General features: G+C 38.6%; 14 protein-coding genes, 1 tRNA gene and 1 pseudogene. 11 read left to right on the forward strand and 5 right to left on the reverse strand.

Annotated elements, in window-relative coordinates:
* Nucleotides 1-98 precede the first annotated feature (98 nt).
* Nucleotides 99-410, reverse strand: a complete 312-nt coding sequence (locus ACYSN2_RS02620; RefSeq protein WP_461748710.1) for a cupin domain-containing protein — start codon at nt 408-410, stop codon at nt 99-101.
* A 243-nt stretch (nt 411-653) separates the two neighbouring features.
* On the opposite strand from ACYSN2_RS02620, the gene ACYSN2_RS02625 reads away from it, so the two are divergent.
* Nucleotides 654-1622, forward strand: coding sequence for an NAD(P)-dependent oxidoreductase (locus ACYSN2_RS02625; RefSeq protein WP_461748711.1), 969 nt, complete (start codon nt 654-656; stop codon nt 1620-1622).
* 238 nt (nt 1623-1860) lie between these two features.
* Here the strand turns inward: ACYSN2_RS02625 and ACYSN2_RS02630 are convergent, their stop codons facing one another.
* Complete coding sequence (locus ACYSN2_RS02630) at nt 1861-2580, reverse strand: SDR family NAD(P)-dependent oxidoreductase (protein ID WP_461748712.1); 720 nt, start codon at nt 2578-2580, stop codon at nt 1861-1863.
* Between the two features lie 303 nt (nt 2581-2883).
* Between ACYSN2_RS02630 and ACYSN2_RS02635 the strand changes: the two genes are divergently transcribed.
* The 10 genes and pseudogenes from ACYSN2_RS02635 to hisIE all read left to right on the forward strand — a co-directional run bounded on the left by ACYSN2_RS02635 (nt 2884) and on the right by hisIE (nt 13141).
* Nucleotides 2884-3588, forward strand: a complete 705-nt coding sequence (locus ACYSN2_RS02635) for a TIGR04211 family SH3 domain-containing protein (RefSeq protein ID WP_461748713.1) — start codon at nt 2884-2886, stop codon at nt 3586-3588.
* A 522-nt stretch (nt 3589-4110) separates the two neighbouring features.
* On the forward strand, nt 4111-4905 hold the full coding sequence (locus ACYSN2_RS02640; protein WP_461748745.1) for a MetQ/NlpA family ABC transporter substrate-binding protein: 795 nt from the start codon (nt 4111-4113) through the stop codon (nt 4903-4905).
* A 185-nt stretch (nt 4906-5090) separates the two neighbouring features.
* Entirely contained in the window at nt 5091-5930 is an 840-nt protein-coding gene (locus ACYSN2_RS02645; RefSeq protein WP_461748714.1) for a MetQ/NlpA family ABC transporter substrate-binding protein, read from the forward strand.
* Nucleotides 5931-6256: 326 nt separating this feature from the next.
* Nucleotides 6257-7150, forward strand: coding sequence for an ATP phosphoribosyltransferase (gene hisG / locus ACYSN2_RS02650; RefSeq protein ID WP_461748715.1), 894 nt, complete (start codon nt 6257-6259; stop codon nt 7148-7150).
* Between the two features lie 18 nt (nt 7151-7168).
* Nucleotides 7169-8464, forward strand: a complete 1296-nt coding sequence (gene hisD, locus ACYSN2_RS02655; protein WP_461748716.1) for a histidinol dehydrogenase — start codon at nt 7169-7171, stop codon at nt 8462-8464.
* Between the two features lie 94 nt (nt 8465-8558).
* Entirely contained in the window at nt 8559-9623 is a 1065-nt protein-coding gene (gene hisC / locus ACYSN2_RS02660; RefSeq protein ID WP_461748717.1) for a histidinol-phosphate transaminase, read from the forward strand.
* Between the two features lie 83 nt (nt 9624-9706).
* Nucleotides 9707-10810: a bifunctional histidinol-phosphatase/imidazoleglycerol-phosphate dehydratase HisB gene (hisB, locus tag ACYSN2_RS02665; protein ID WP_461748718.1), complete on the forward strand. Its 1104-nt coding sequence runs from the start codon at nt 9707-9709 to the stop codon at nt 10808-10810.
* A 193-nt stretch (nt 10811-11003) separates the two neighbouring features.
* Nucleotides 11004-11735: a 1-(5-phosphoribosyl)-5-[(5-phosphoribosylamino)methylideneamino]imidazole-4-carboxamide isomerase gene (gene hisA, locus ACYSN2_RS02670; RefSeq protein ID WP_461748719.1), complete on the forward strand. Its 732-nt coding sequence runs from the start codon at nt 11004-11006 to the stop codon at nt 11733-11735.
* A pseudogene (gene hisF / locus ACYSN2_RS02675) lies at nt 11720-12481 on the forward strand (imidazole glycerol phosphate synthase subunit HisF); the annotation flags it as partial. The gene hisA and the pseudogene hisF, both read left to right, overlap by 16 nt.
* Entirely contained in the window at nt 12482-13141 is a 660-nt protein-coding gene (hisIE, locus tag ACYSN2_RS02680; protein ID WP_461748746.1) for a bifunctional phosphoribosyl-AMP cyclohydrolase/phosphoribosyl-ATP diphosphatase HisIE, read from the forward strand. It begins immediately after the preceding pseudogene.
* Nucleotides 13142-13342: 201 nt separating this feature from the next.
* Here hisIE and ACYSN2_RS02685 read toward each other — a convergent pair whose 3' ends face one another.
* The 3 genes from ACYSN2_RS02685 to ACYSN2_RS02695 form a co-directional block, all read right to left on the reverse strand.
* Nucleotides 13343-14935 carry a slipin family protein gene (locus tag ACYSN2_RS02685; protein WP_461748720.1) on the reverse strand — a complete coding sequence of 531 codons (1593 nt, stop codon included), beginning with the start codon at nt 14933-14935 and terminating at the stop codon, nt 13343-13345.
* A gap of 113 nt (nt 14936-15048) precedes the next feature.
* The gene (locus ACYSN2_RS02690) at nt 15049-15195 is read right to left on the reverse strand and encodes a hypothetical protein (RefSeq protein WP_461748721.1); all 147 of its coding nucleotides are present in this window, start codon (nt 15193-15195) and stop codon (nt 15049-15051) included.
* A 51-nt stretch (nt 15196-15246) separates the two neighbouring features.
* Nucleotides 15247-15320, reverse strand: a tRNA-Lys gene (locus ACYSN2_RS02695).
* Nucleotides 15321-15932: the final 612 nt, after the last annotated feature.

A 15932-nucleotide genomic window follows, 5' to 3' on the forward strand; every position in this document is an offset into this window, starting at 1 on the left:
GATTAAGAGCTTTGAGTAAAGGACAATGATTAAAAAGTCATTATCCTTTTTAATCTTTTGAATATCTTTTTAATATCATCTGAATAAGTTGAAAACAGCTACACAGAACCTTCTTTTTCAATAACCAATACTCGAGCTTCGCCTTGAGGATGAGCAACATGCTCAGTACCAATGCTGGCATAAAAGATATCTCCCGTATTGAGAATGACCGTTTTAATTAAGCCGTCTTCTTTGTAATGCATTTCTACAATGCCATCCATGACCGCAAAAACCTCTTCGCCATCATTAACGTGCCACTTGTACGGCTTATCCGTCCAATGTAGCCTTACGGTTGTACCATTGAGATTTGCAATATTAAGAGCAGACCAGGCTTTGTCTGCTGTAAAATTTTTACTTGTAATAATTTTCATTTTTGATGTAGTTCTCCTTTGGGTATTGTGTGGCATGATTGTATAGGAATCGATTTAAGAAGCTGTAATTGCATATTTTAGGATTTATCTATTTATATCTCTATTTGATTAATGAAAATAACCATAATGGTTAATGAAGAATAAATACCCATATCCTTTAGAATAGTTTGTTTGTAAATTAATAACTGCTATTGTGTTTTTTTATACATTTTAGTATTTCTATGTATCGATAGGAGAATAAAGATGACACAAGTTTTTATTGCGAGTAAATTGCCACAAGAAGCGTTAGATCAGTTAACTCAAGCTGGCATCGAGTTTGATTATTGGGATTCTTTAACGGCACTTACAGATGCAGAACTGATTGAGCGTTTGCAAGAAAAAACAGTTCTTATTTGCGGGATTAATGTCACGATTAACGCCAATATTATTAATAATTCTCCAAGTTTGAAGCTCATTGCGAATGTCGGAGATGGTTATAGCAATATTGACCTACAAGCAGCAAAACTGAAAGGTTTACAAATCACAAATGCGCCGACCATTGATTCAATCGCTTCCACAGCCGAAGAAACGGTCACCTTGCTATTATCACTTTCTCGTCAAATATTGGCAGGAAATGAACTAATGCGAGCGCATGCTTTTAAAGGCTGGCAAGTAACGGGATATGTCGGTGGACATCAAGTATATGGCAAAAAGCTTGTGATCGTGGGAATGGGGCGCATCGGAAAAGTTGTAGCACAAATGCTTTCCGGCTTTAATATGGAAATGTATTATGTCGATCCTATTGCCGTATCTGATGAATTTGCAAAGCAATATAATCTTCAACGTGTGTCGTTAGAAGAAGGGCTAAAAATTGCAGATTACCTAACGGTAAATTGTGAATTAACCGCAGATAATCAGCATATGTTTACGCTTAAAGAGTTTAGCTTGATGAATCCCTCGGCGTATTTTATCAATTGTGCAAGAGGCCCTTTAGTGAAGGAAGCAGATTTAGTGACGGCTTTACAGCAGAAAAAAATTGCCGGAGCAGCGCTTGATGTCTATGAATTTGAACCAGAAGTAAGCCAAGCATTAGCAGAACTTCCCAATACTGTTTTAATGCCACATGCTGGCAATGCAACATATGAAGCTCGTATGGAAATGGCATTAGATGCGGTTAATGAAGCGATTCATTTCCTTCAAAATAAACCTTTAAAGTATCCAGTGAGTTATTAGTCAAAATTCTTCGATATCATGAAAGAAATAACAACGCCGATTTATTAAGAATCGGCGTTTTAAAATGGCTTTTCGGAAATTATTATCTATAAGCTCTCCATTTACATAGAATGCACGAAAAATTCGTCCATTTTATAAGCGGTCAGACGTGAAATCCATTGACTAAGTTTGATTTATATTCGCTTCTTAGAGATTCTTGAAATTTATTGATGTATCTGTGAGATAGGGGAATCACCAACTACACATTTCGAACATCAGCAATTGGATTACCACTTTCCATCAATGGAGAATGGAGATAATTCAAAATCATAGTGGCAGATTGATGCGGAGAGAGAAGCTGATCATTCTCTTTTAGCTCAATAAAGCGATCAATATTGGGGAAGCTTGTGGCATTACTGCTTCGAATTTCCACTTGCATATCAGTATCGATCACGCCGGGAGCAAGCGCTGTCACGAAGATCGGATAAGGTTTTGTCGATTGCTCAAGATGAAGCGCCTTAGAGAATTGATCAATCGCCGCTTTCGTTGTGCAGTAAACAGACCAACCGGAATACACACTTCTGCCGGCGCCGGAAGAGATATTGACAATATTTTTCCGAATAGGAAGTGCTTGCGTCAGCGCGACAAATGCATTGCTGAGCGTCATCGGGCTTGTGATATTAAGGGCAATCGCTTGTTGTAAATGCGCCGTATCAAGCTCGCCAATTTGTTCAATCGGCCCAATCATGCCGGCATTGTTAATCAGCGTAATCTCCGTTGCAATCGTCAAATACGGTTTCAACCAAGTGAGAATTTTCTGATTGGCGGATTTATCGGTTAAATCAAGCTCCATAAGGTTCGGAAGATGGCTCGGGTTACTTCTCGCAACACGAAGCACTTTATGACCTTCCGCTTCTAAAATCGTTGCTAGCGCATGACCAATTCCTTTTGATGCGCCGGTAACAATGAATACTTTCATCTGGTTTCTCCTTCCTGAAATAGTAGTGAGTTATTTTTCTAATAGAAGTTTCTAATAGAAATAATATATATATAAAGAGTGAGGTAATAGGTAATTTGTACAATGTTTATTGTAAGATTTTTTACGAAAATAGACAGTGCCATTCTTTGATTCACAATAAAATGAGGAAATCATGGTGATATTTTTGGAATATTGATGTCATTTTAAGGAAATTTAAACCTCATAAAATTTTGATCTGTTTTCATGTATAATGATTTTTTGCAAAATCGTCCGTTTATTAAAATTCAATAGGTGAATCGAGTTATGAAAGGTACAAAGCGCTTACTTACTACAGCACTATTTTTAGGTTTGTCATTCACGATGGCTGAGCAACTCTACGTAAGTGATGCATTACAAGCGCCGGTTCGTTCAGGATCTACCGATAATTATCGTATTATTAAGATGATTAATGCTGGCGAACCTATTGAGAAAATATCTGAACGTAATGGTTATATTCATATTCGTTACGAGGGAAATAAAGAGGGTTGGTTGCATAAAAATTATGTGATGAGTGAGCCAAGTGCTAGAAATTATATTGAAGAGGCAAAAACACGTTACGAACCTCTTTTAAATGAAAATCGTGCATTAGAAGCCGATATTGAGAAACTTAAAGCACAACAGAATCAAGTAAGAGAGCGTTTGAATGATGAAAAATCTGAACTCTCTTTTGAGCTAGAAGTATTAGTAGCTGAAAATGAAGCATTGAAAGCGGAAATCATCGAGCTTCGAACATTGAACGCTCATGAAATAGAGTTAGCTCAAGAAAATGATGAACTCAATAAACGTGATCATGTCCAAAAAGTAGAAATTACCACATTGAAACAAGAAAATGCACGTTTACAAGCTGTGAATCGTAGTAGCGAATGGACTGCCGGCGCGCTCATTTTACTTGGTGGTATTATTTTAGGTTCAGCGATTTTACCAAGACTTTTTGCGAAGACTCGCCGTAAGCGTAGTTGGGATTTCTAAAAAAGATTGACAATCTAACCTATAATCGTTTTAATTGACGTTGCCGATTTGAAACAGCTTGCGGGCACAACAGCTAAAGCGTGATATAGAGTAGAAGTTCTATCGTATAACGTGATATATCCTCACATTCTCTATACCAAAATCGTTAAAAGCCCGCACAGATGTTGCGGGCTTTTTCTTGTTTTGAATATCCCTTGGGTTTTAAATAGTTCAAAATTGAGGTCAAAAACACCTTAGTCAAATTCTAAATGCTAAATCTTGGATGAAGGATTGCCGGAAAAGATTGAAATCATTAAAACTCAGGGGCTAATCAAGATCAGATAAATCAGTTTAAAAACAGAATAAAGAGCATAAAAGATGAACGTTGAGGTTAGCGGAAATCAGTTAAATCGCTAAAATCAATCGATATATCAATTGAAAATATCAGTAAAAGAATCAATAAAAATATAAGGATGAATCATGAAAGTAGAAGTTAAAAAACGTCACACTCTTAAAAAACTCGCTCTTGCCGGCGCGGTACTTATGAGTGGTTTCGTACTATCAGGGTGTTTTAACGATGATAAAAAAGCAGAAGTGACAGAGAAAAAAGAGATTGTCTTTGGTACAACCGTTGGGGACTTTAGCACAATGGTCACAGAGAAAATCGGTCCAATGCTTGAAGATCAAGGTTATACCGTAAAACATGTGATTTTCTCAGATTACGTGCGCCCAAACTTAGCACTTGCGGAAGGTGCGTTAGATATTAATATCTTCCAACATAAACCGTATTTAGATAGCTTCAAAGCGCAACATAATCTCCCTATTGAAGGTGCGTTCCAAGTGCCGACAGCGCCTTATGGTTTATATGGCGGAAAAACAAAAACATTGGATGGCGCATATAAAGGCATGACGGTTTCAGCGCCGAATGATCCTTCAAACTATGCGCGTGTGTTAGTGATTTTAGATCATTTAGGTTGGATTAAACTGAAAGATAACGTGAATCCATTAACGGCATCACAAAATGATATTGCCGAAAACCCAATGGAAATTAAGATTATTACGTTAGAAGCGCCACAATTACCAAGATCTCTGCAAGATGTAGATTTCTCGGCAATCAATGGTAACTTTGCTATCAGCGCCGGTTTAGATCCGCAAAATGCGGCATTTAAAGAGCCAAATTTCACCTTTGTGAACTGGTCAGCGGTTCGAAGCGAAGATCGTGATAGCCAATGGTTAAAAGACGTGACAGATGCTTATAACTCAGATGAATTCAAAGCATATACCGATGAGCGTTTTGCCGGTTATCAATTACCGGAAGCTTGGGAAGCAACGAAGTAGCAAAATCACAATCATCCATCAGGAAGCGCAATGAATCTGCAACGAATCTAAGAAAACGTTAGATTCGTTGCGATCTAAAGATCTTACATTCATATTTTATATGGATGTTTTACATTTACGTTTTCATTTATTTTTCATTTACATTTTGAAATGAAACGGACATTCAACAAGGAAGGAAATAGACCATGAAAGGTGTTTTTAAAAAACTCGCATTTGTGTCATTACTGGGCGCAACAAGTATTTTAGCGGCTTGTAATTCAGATGATAAAAAAGCGGCGGATTCTGCCGATCTTAAAAAGATTCGTATCGGTACAACGGTGGGCGATTTTGCAGATATGGTAACGGATTCGATTCAGCCACAATTAGCAAAGAAAGGCTATGACGTGGAATTGGTGGTATTTACAGATTACGTGCTTCCAAATCGTGCATTAGCAGATGGCTCGCTTGAAATTAATACGTTCCAACATCTGCCATATTTAAATTCCTTTAAAACTTTAAATGAATTGGATTTAACAGAAGTATTCCAAATTCCGACAGGGCCACTTGGGATTTATAGCGGTAAAAAAGATGATCTGAGCAATATTGCGCAAGGCGCTAAATTTGCAATGCCGAATGATCCGAGTAACTTTTCTCGTTCATTAGCATTATTAGTAGATGCGAATATCATTACGTTAAAACCAGGAACAGATTCTCTTAAAGCTACCAAAAATGATATTGCCGAGAATCCTTACAACATCGAAATTGTGATGATTGAAGCGCCACAATTGCCACGAGTTCGTCCGGATGTGGATTTTGTGGTCATTCCTGGAAACTACGCAGCAAGCTCCAATATTCCATTTTCAGATGCGCTCTTTGCAGATCCAGGTTTTGTATTCATCAACTGGGCAGCGGTTAAAACAAGTGATCTGAATGCACCTTGGTTACAAGATGTCAAAGATGCTTATAACTCTGATGAATTCAAAGCATATGCTGCAGAACGTTTCGCAGGTTATAAATATCCACAAATTTGGGAAGAAGCGAAATAATATTGAGTATGAGGATATCTTGAAACAGATATATTAATATCTTTATAAATATTAAATAGATAGGTTATTCTCTTGAGAAGTAGGCAATCAGCGATGATTGCCTATTTTGTTATCATTTTATAAAAAAAGCTTATTTAGAGTTGTAATCATGAATGGATTGTAATATTGTACTACCACAGTAAGACAGAGAAGGTTTTACGAGTTACACAACAGCTGTTATTTCTTTACGTAAGAATTCCATCAATATTCATCAATCATATTCATCGATTCAGATCGATAACCACCTAAAACAGAATAAAGAAGACAATATGAAAGAGGCAGACACTATGAAAAACACTCGCTTAAAAATCGCAATTCAAAAATCAGGGCGTTTAAGTGAAGAGTCGCAAAAACTACTTGAAAAAAGTGGTTTAAAGATCAACATGACGAAAGACAAGTTGATTGCACATGTGGAAAATATGCCGATCGATATCTTGCGCGTTCGTGATGACGATATTCCGGGATTAGTATTTGATGGCGTTGTGGATTTAGGAATCGTTGGGCAAAACGTTTTGGAAGAAGTAGCTTTAGGGATCGAAAAATCTACAGATTCTCTCTATAAAACTCTTAAAACCTTGCCATTTGGTGGTTGCCGTTTATCTTTAGCACTTCCAAAAAGTGTGGATTATAAAGGCGTGAATGATTTTGAAGGATTAAGAGTTGCGACGTCTTTCCCAAATTTACTCAATCGTTTCTTTGTAGAAAAAGGGATTAACTTTAAAAGCTCTCTGTTACAAGGTTCCGTAGAAGTGGCACCAAGAGCAGGGCTTGCTGATGGGATTTGTGACTTAGTCTCTTCAGGCGCAACTTTAGATGCCAATGGTTTAAAAGAAGTAGAAGTGATCTTCCGCTCAAAAGCATGTTTAATTCAAACAGCAACCGAGTTAGATCCTGAGAAACAAGCATTGATTGCAAAAATCATGCCAAGAATTCAAAGTGTGATTCAAGCCAATGAATCCAAATACATCATGCTTCACGCACCTAAAGATCGTTTGCAAGAGATTAGTGCATTATTGCCGGGTGCTGAAAACCCAACGATTTTACCACTTGCCAATGACGAAACACGTGTTGCACTTCACGCTGTCAGCAGTGAAACACTCTTTTGGGAAACAATGGAAGCGTTGAAAGCAAAAGGCGCAAGCTCAATCTTAGTATTACCGATTGAAAAGATGATGGAATAATTAGGGCAGAATCAGAATATGGAAAAGATTATTTGGAAGTCGTTATCGAATGATGCGCAAAAGCAAGCATTGAAGCGCCCAGCGCAAGCAGTTGCCGGTAAAATTGAAGCGGCAGTAACAGCGATTCGTGAAGATGTTGAGAAAAATGGCGACAAAGCTGTCATTGCGCTCACAGAGAAGTTTGATAAAGTCACGGTGGATTCTCTCAAGCTTCCACAAAGTGAATTTGAACGCGTTGAAAACACGCTTTCAGAAGAGTTTAAAACCGCAATTCAACGTGCATATAACAATATCGCGAAATTTCATGAAGCGCAGATTCCGGCGCCGATTGAAGTAGAAACTGAGAAAGGTGTTGTATGTGAAGTGCTCACAAGACCGATTGAATCCGTAGGGCTTTATATTCCAGGTGGCACGGCGCCACTATTTTCAACGGTATTAATGCTTGCAGTGCCGGCAAAAATTGCGGGATGTAAAGAGATTGTGCTCGCAAGTCCTCCAAAGCTTGCCGATGAAATTATCTATGCAGCAAAATTATGCGGCATTGATACAATCTACCAAATGGGCGGTGCGCAGGCGATTTTCGCCTTAGGTTTAGGCACTGAATCTGTGAAAAAAGTGGATAAAATCTTTGGTCCCGGCAATAGCTTTGTCACAGAAGCGAAAAGACAAGTAAGCCAAATGGCAAACGGTGCGGCAATTGATATGCCGGCAGGACCTTCTGAAGTGCTAGTGATTGCAGATAAAGATGCAAATCCTGACTTTATCTCGGCAGATCTTCTCTCACAAGCAGAACATGGCGAAGATTCCCAAGTGATTTTAGTAACAGACTCAGAAAGCTTGATCGAAAAAGTGGAAGAATCTATCGCAGCACAATTGCAGATTTTAGGTAGAGCAGAAACGGCGAAAGTGGCATTAGGTCATAGCCGATCCATTTTAGTCAATGATTTAGATGAAGCGGTCATGGTAAGCAATCTCTATGCGCCGGAGCATTTAATCATTCAAACAGAAGCGCCAAGAGATTTATTAGAGCGTATTTCTCATGCAGGCTCTGTCTTTTTAGGCGAATATTCGCCAGAATCAATGGGGGATTACGCATCTGGTACGAATCACGTATTACCAACTTATGGTTATGCAAAAACATATTCTAGTTTAGGATTGGCAGATTTCTCAAAGAGAATGACCGTACAAACCTTAACGAAAGAGGGCTTCTTAAACTTAGGGCCAACGGTTGCGCTATTAGCGGAAAAAGAGTGGTTAGATGCGCATAAATTAGCGGTAGACGTTCGTTTAGCTGCGATTGAAAATGCGAACTAAGATGCATAATCCCTGTTACATCAGATGACTGATACATTGACACTATTCTGATATTACATTGACAACATTAAGAACATTGATAAAGGAACAAGCTATGTCTGCATCTATTGCTGAGAAACTCTGCCGTGAGGCAATTCGAAATTGTGAGCCGTATGTTGCGGAAGTTCGAGATGATCGTTTGCAAGAAATCTATCTTAATGCCAACGAAAACCCCTATTTTTTACCGATGACGATTGATATGCCGATGAATCGTTATCCTGAATCTCAGCCATTAACCGTGGTAAAGCGTTATGCCGAGTATTTGGGCGTCGATGAAGATGAAATCTTGGTCACATTAGGCGGCGATTCTTCCATTGAGCTCTTGATCAAAGCATTTTGTGAAGCGAAAGAAGATAAGCTTCTCTATTGTCCTCCGACATTTGGCATGTATCAGGTCACTTGCGATCTCTTAGAAGTGGAAACGGTACAAGTGCCACTTCTTGCGGATTTTGCATTAGATACGGATGGAATTTTACAAAATTTGGATGGCGTAAAAATGGTATTTTTATGCAGCCCCAATAACCCAACCGGCAATACAATTCCTATTAAAGAAGTTGAGCGCATCTTGGAAGCGACAAAAGATCGTGCCATTGTCGTATTAGATGAAGCGTATATTGAGTTTAGTGAAATCGAATCTTTGGCGAAAAGAGTAAAAGAATTTCCAAACTTAGCATTAGTGAGAACGCTTTCGAAAGCCTTTGCACTTGCCGGCATCCGCTTAGGTTTTACAGTCGCTTCAAAACCGATTATTGATGTTTTAAAGCGAGTCATTAATCCTTATCCGCTTGCAGTCACAACCATTGCCACTGCTGAAGTTGCACTATTGCCAGAAAATATTGCTTGGATGAAAGAGAAACGTCACATCATTTTACAAGATCGAAATGATCTGCAAGAAGCGTTAGCGAAATTTGCCTTTATCACGAAGATCTATCCAACAGAATCGAACTTCTTACTCGTAGAATGCACGGATGCTACAAAACTCTATGAGTATTTGAAGAGCGAAGGCATTTTTGTGAGAGCGCAAAGCTCGGCAAGATTACAAAACTGCTTAAGAATTTCTGTAGGATTGCCGGAAGAGCACGCAAGACTTATCGACGCATTGAAGCGTTTTGAAGCGTAAAGCAGATAAACAAGCAGATACACAGAAAAGAATAACGAATAAAATAAAAGCATTATAAAAACATAGAGGAAAAAGGGCATATCATGCAAAACATATTATTTATCGATCGTGACGGAACGTTGATTGATGAACCAAAAACAGATTTTCAGATTGATTCACTCGAAAAACTTATCTTTGAACCAAAAGTGATTCCGGCATTATTGGAACTGCAAAAAGCAGGTTACCGTTTTGTGATTGTTTCGAATCAAGATGGTTTAGGAACGCCGAGTAATCCGCAAGATCAGTTCGATATTCCCCAAAAACGCATGATGGAAACGTTTGAGTCACAAGGCGTTGTGTTTGATGATGTGCTACTTTGCCCACATTTCACGGAAGATAATTGCGAATGCCGTAAACCGAAAGTTGGGATGGTACAAACTTATTTAGATGAAAAACGCTTTAATCCTGCAAATAGCTATGTGATTGGCGATCGTGAAACGGATTTAGGTTTAGCGCAGAATATGGGAATCGAAGGCATTCTCTATGATCGCGATAACATGAACTGGGATCTGATTGTGGAGCGATTAATCAATAAAGGGATTGTTGTAGAAGGTAGAGAACCTCGTGTTGCCGTTGTTGAACGCAAAACGAAAGAGACCGATATTAAAATTGAACTGTTTCTTGATGAAACAGGCGCCAATAATATCGAAACCGGCATTCCATTTTTCAATCACATGCTCGATCAAATCGCAACGCATGGCGGTTTTAGAATGAATGTTGCGGTGGATGGCGATTTAGAAATTGATGATCATCACACCGTAGAAGATACCGGCATTGCGCTTGGTGAAGCGCTTCGCTCGGCATTAGGCGATAAACGTGGGATTGCCCGTTTTGGCTTTAATGAGTTTGAGTTCGTATTGCCGATGGATGAGTGCTGTGCGTTCTGTACTTTAGATCTTTCAGGGCGTGCGCATATTGATTTCAAAGCGACGTTTGACCGTGAAATGATCGGCACATTCAGCACAGAAATGGTGCCACATTTCTTTAGATCATTAGCATACGCAATGGCTTCCACGCTCCACTTGAGAGCCGAAGGTAAAAATACCCATCATAAAATCGAATCGCTCTTTAAAGTATTTGGCCGAACATTGCGCCAAGCGGTAAAAGTAGAAAGTGATGTATTACCAAGCTCAAAAGGCATGCTGTAGTTTTCCGTTTTAATTCTCTATTTAGTTCTGATAGATGCTTGAGAATTAGGAACCAATAATGATTGCGGGCGAGAGATTCATAAATGAATGCAAGCAGTCTCTCCCGCTATGAATCAGCCATATTTATTTGAAAATCTGCTGATACTTAAATATAAATTAACAAAAAACACCGATCTCGAAAGAAGGAATCTCCATGATTATCCCAGCTTTAGACCTGATTAACGGCGAAGTTGTTCGCCTACAGCAAGGCGATTATGCGCGCCAAACAACGTTTGATTACTCTCCGATTGCACAATTTAAAGAATATGTAGATGCCGGCGCAAAGTATCTGCATTTAGTGGATTTAGATGGCGCAAAAGACCCCAAAGCACGTCAGTTAAAAGTGATTGCCGAGATTGTAGAAACGGTGGGTGCACCCATTCAAGTAGGTGGTGGAATTCGTACGAGAGAAGATATTGTCAATCTTCTTAATATTGGTGTAGATCGTGTAGTTGTGGGTTCTACGGCAGTCAAACAGCCTTTAGAAGTGATCGAATGGTTTAAAGAGTTTGGTGGAGAAAAAATCGTTTTAGCACTCGATATTCGTATTGAAGATGGCGTTAAAAAAGTCGCATTAAGCGGTTGGCAAGAAACAAGCGAAACCTCTCTTGAAGATTTAATCGCACAATATCAGCCTTATGGCTTGAAGCACGTTCTCTGCACGGATATCTCTAAAGATGGCATGTTAACGGGTTCAAACGTTGCATTATATCGTGAGCTTTGCGAGAAATTCCCAGAAATTGATTTCCAATCTTCTGGCGGTATTGGTTCCATTCAAGATATCGAAGCGCTTGAGCCAACGAACGTTGCCGGCGTGATCGTTGGCAGGGCCTTACTTGAAGGGAAATTTAGTGCGAAGGAGGCAATCTCATGTTGGCAAAAATAATTGCATGTTTAGATGTGAAAGATGGCGAAGTTGTGAAAGGCACGCAATTTCGCAATCATGAAAATATGGGCGATGCACTAGAACTTGCCAAGCGTTACTCAAAAGAGGGCGCCGATGAATTAGTGATTTACGATATCACAGCATCGAGCAAAGGCACGGTGGTTGATAAAACATGGGTAAAAACCATTAAAGATGCGATCACGATTCCGCTCTGTGTTGCCGGCGGTATTAAAACCATTGAAGATGCGAAAGCGCTCTTTGATAATGGCGTTGATAAGATTTCCATCAATTCTCCGGCATTGGCAAACCCCCATTTTATTAATGAATTAGTGGCAACCTTCGGTAGTGAAAAAATCGTTGTCGGCATTGATTCTTACTATGATGAAGCGCTTGGCGATTACTTTGTCTATACGCTCACAGGCGATGAAGCGACGACAGCGAAAACGAAATGGCGCACGCTTGATTGGGTTGCAGAAGTTCAAAGCCGTGGTGCCGGAGAAATCGTACTCAATATGATGAATCAAGATGGTGTTCGTGATGGATATGATCTGGAGCAATTGAAAAAGGTCCGTGAAGTATGCACTGTGAAGTTAGTCGCTTCCGGCGGTGCCGGCAAAATGGAGCATTTCCGTGATGCTTATTTGATTGCGAATGTAGATGGCACTTTAGGCGCATCGGCATTTCATAAGCAGATTATAAATATTACGGCACTCAAAAATTATTTAAAAAATGAAGGAATAGAAGTTATGGTTTCAGAAGCGAGCATTACTGATGAAAACGACGCAAAAGATCCCAATACCATTATAAATGCCGTCAATTGGCAAAAAGTGGATCACTTATTGCCGGTCATCGTGCAAGATTATGTGACGGCAGAAGTGTTGATGCTCGGATTTATGGATGAAGAAGCGTTGAAAAAGACGATTTCGACTAATAAGGTAACGTTCTTCTCAAGAACCAAACAGCGTTTATGGACAAAAGGCGAAGAATCCGGAAACTTCTTAAATGTGGTAGATTACACATTAGATTGCGATCAAGATACGCTGTTAATCTTGGCAAAACCGATTGGACCAACCTGTCATTTAGGCACAACAAGCTGTTTTGAAGCCGCTTCAAAAACAGCGCCGTGGGTTTTCTTCTCTCGTTTAGAAAAGCTCCTCGAATCCCGTAAAAATGAAGATCCAAATACATCCTATACGGCATCTTTATACGCAAAAGGCACCAAACGCATTGCACAAAAAGTCGGAGAAGAGGGTGTTGAAGTTGCACTCGCGGCAACGGTTCATGATAAAGATGAAGTTGTATCTGAAATGGCAGATCTTCTCTATCATGCAACGGTATTACTCCACGATCAAGATCTCGCTTGGGAAGATGTGTTAGCAAAATTAAATGAGCGTCATTCGAAGTAATATGAAGTAATATTTCAAAATAGTTTCAACAAAATAGTGTTAAATAAACTGAAAAAATCGACATGCCTTCATGATATGTCTATTTTTTTTGATTTTTTAAACATGTTTTCTTGAATTCTCAATCGTGAGATTTAAAGCTGATTCACGGCGGGAAGTAATGTTTGCATGCTTTTTACAATTGAGCGCCCGCAAACTGAAATGTTAATCCTTCAAAATTCCTTTCTTTTTCGGTGGCTGAATGTTGACTAAGCCGTGAAGGACTTGATCTAATCCGCCAACGACGTTGAGATGTTCGATCTTTTCAGAGATTTTCTCTAAGGTTTCCATCTCTTTTAAGCGAAGGGCAACAGGATTGTTTTCCATTACTTTTGCCGTATTGAGAAGGGATCTTGTAGCGGATGTTTCTTCTCGGCGTTTGATGACATTGGCTTGTGCGGATTTTTCAGCTTCTACCACTCTTGCGAGAATCTCTTTCATCTCTCCCGGCAGAATAATATCTTTTACACCCACAGATACGATATTAAAGCCATATTGCGGAACACGATCTTTAATGTAATTTTGTACAAACTCATCAATGACCGTTTTGTTTTCTAATAATTCATCTAACGTTCTTGTACCAATGGCTTCACGAAGTCCAAATTGAAGCTCTTTATAGAGGAATTCTTGTGGGTTTTCTAAAGATTCAACGGCTTTTAAGGCATCTACATATTGCCAGTTCGCAACGAGATTAATACGAAGATTCACTTTATCTTTGGTCAAAATCTCTTGACCAGTAACTTCCATAGATTGCACACGCATATCGATAATATGTTGTTGCACTTTATTATCAAAGTTCCAGAAACCATAGGTGCCGGCATCTAAAACGTGCGCCGTTTTCCCATTAATTTCTAGCAGGATTTTGCTGTGCGCAACCGGTCTTGTAATAAATACCTTTTGGAAATTCATCACGGCAATATTTTTGGATTGTGATAATTCAATATCTTTAATCAACGCCGGATCAACTACACGATCTTCATTGAAAGATACGATTTTAATCTGCTGTTTCTTAATGTTTTTTAAGAATAGTTTATGAGTATTCGGCGGATAAATCCCCAATAGATTTCCATCTTCATAATGAAGCCCGATCTCGTCTTGATTAGTGCGTAAGCTGATGGCAAATTCGTGGATTTTATCCGGAAATGCATTCTCTAACTCCGCAGAAAGCGCAAATGTCATGGGGAACGTTTCAATATTAATAATCTCTAAACGCATTTTTTCAGAATTTGACGGCGTAATGTAATATTGATCTTCGGCAATGATATCGACCAACTTATTATGGAGATATAGAAGCCCCAAATAGCCTTTTTGAATATGCGCTAAATAGAAGTAAGAAGAATCAATGACAAATGTCGGATGATTAACGGCCGTAAAGATCTCTTTAGAATCTTCTTGTGATAACGCATCGAATTCATTGAGGGTTTTAATGGCAAATTGTTCTGTGAGAGAATCTGTCCAATAATATTTTTTACTATTTGGAAGAATCAATTCGCAAGGCAATCCATCTTTATAAAAGATGGCAACTTCATTACTTTTTGTTTCTAAAAGTGTGATCTGTTTTTCAACGATCTCTTGACGATAGCGCAGGAGATATTCCATCAAATCTGCATTCACTTCTACTCGGTTCGATAAATCGATCAGCTCATACTCTTTTTTGCCAAATGAGAAATGATTGCCGGCAGTTAAAATGGTTTGAAATTCCCCTTTTTTAAATTCCAGAGCGATTTCATTTTTTTTAACATAGATTTTTGAGAACATATTTTGATCCTTTTAATAAAAAAAACCGGGTTTTCGTTCCTGATTCGAAGTAATCAGCGCAAAAAATAGGTCAGAAATAGCTGTTTTAAGAAGATTACTCCACAAGCTAATCTTTATAAAAGGAGATATTTATGAGCTAAATTTCGGGCATCAAACTCAGTTTCAGTCATCCCAACCCAGTTCGCCTTTCGGCAGTGCAGTTTTTGTTTTTTAACACCAACTGTTTTTGGTAGGGATTTTCGCCCTTTTGGCAAAGCCATTATAGTGAGGATCCTTTTAAAGAGAGACCCGACTCTTACGAGGGTAACGTAGTTTGTTAGCAAGACTCGAACTTGCAACCGCATTCTTAAAAAGAATGTGCTCTATCCAATTAAGCAATAACAAGTGAGATAACCTTATTGTTATTCACCCATCTCAATCCAAAGCATACATTTTGAAAATAGAATCCGCCAAAGGCGTTCTATTCGCCATGCACTAGAACGATTTCATCCAAAGATGTATCTCAATCGTTGCAATATCTTCAATCAATAAGATTTAGACGAATAAGGTTCCCGCGGTGATTATAGCAAAGACACTGTAAAGGAGGATTCTGATAATGAGGTATTTTGTTGTAGATCAGTAATTGAATAGGATAACTTTTTAATATAACAGGTAACTTGCTGTATTATAGTTTACTTCACTGCTAGCTGGATTTAAGTTGGAGTTTTATGCATTTTCTAAAATATTGTAAATTGATTTCGAAAAAAGTATGGATACGGCTTTTTTTATTTCTAATTGTTCTAATCGCAGCTGTTTATTATATTTTTTCAGAAAAAATAGAAGAGGGAGCTTATGCTGTTATTAATCAAAATGATCGAGAGGATATTCGTTATTTAGAGATTTTGAGTTTAAGCGCAAACTATTATGATTTTCCCGAAACTAAAACTGCGAAAATAAATAGAAATTATGAGCTCTATTTTGATACAAATTTTTATCGAATTAAAAAAGGGAGTAACGG

This window comes from Ignatzschineria sp. LJL83, from assembly GCF_054871845.1.

Coding starts and splice junctions, on each gene's coding strand:
- ACYSN2_RS02685 (WP_461748720.1), bottom strand. CDS start 14,935: ATGTTCTCAAAAATCTATGTTAAAAAAAATGAAATCGCTCTGGAATTT.
- hisIE (WP_461748746.1), top strand. CDS start 12,482: ATGGTTTCAGAAGCGAGCATTACTGATGAAAACGACGCAAAAGATCCC.
- hisC (WP_461748717.1), top strand. CDS start 8,559: ATGTCTGCATCTATTGCTGAGAAACTCTGCCGTGAGGCAATTCGAAAT.
- hisB (WP_461748718.1), top strand. CDS start 9,707: ATGCAAAACATATTATTTATCGATCGTGACGGAACGTTGATTGATGAA.
- ACYSN2_RS02625 (WP_461748711.1), top strand. CDS start 654: ATGACACAAGTTTTTATTGCGAGTAAATTGCCACAAGAAGCGTTAGAT.
- ACYSN2_RS02645 (WP_461748714.1), top strand. CDS start 5,091: ATGAAAGGTGTTTTTAAAAAACTCGCATTTGTGTCATTACTGGGCGCA.
- ACYSN2_RS02630 (WP_461748712.1), bottom strand. CDS start 2,580: ATGAAAGTATTCATTGTTACCGGCGCATCAAAAGGAATTGGTCATGCG.
- ACYSN2_RS02620 (WP_461748710.1), bottom strand. CDS start 410: ATGAAAATTATTACAAGTAAAAATTTTACAGCAGACAAAGCCTGGTCT.
- hisD (WP_461748716.1), top strand. CDS start 7,169: ATGGAAAAGATTATTTGGAAGTCGTTATCGAATGATGCGCAAAAGCAA.
- ACYSN2_RS02690 (WP_461748721.1), bottom strand. CDS start 15,195: ATGGCTTTGCCAAAAGGGCGAAAATCCCTACCAAAAACAGTTGGTGTT.
- ACYSN2_RS02640 (WP_461748745.1), top strand. CDS start 4,111: ATGAGTGGTTTCGTACTATCAGGGTGTTTTAACGATGATAAAAAAGCA.
- hisA (WP_461748719.1), top strand. CDS start 11,004: ATGATTATCCCAGCTTTAGACCTGATTAACGGCGAAGTTGTTCGCCTA.
- ACYSN2_RS02635 (WP_461748713.1), top strand. CDS start 2,884: ATGAAAGGTACAAAGCGCTTACTTACTACAGCACTATTTTTAGGTTTG.
- hisG (WP_461748715.1), top strand. CDS start 6,257: ATGAAAAACACTCGCTTAAAAATCGCAATTCAAAAATCAGGGCGTTTA.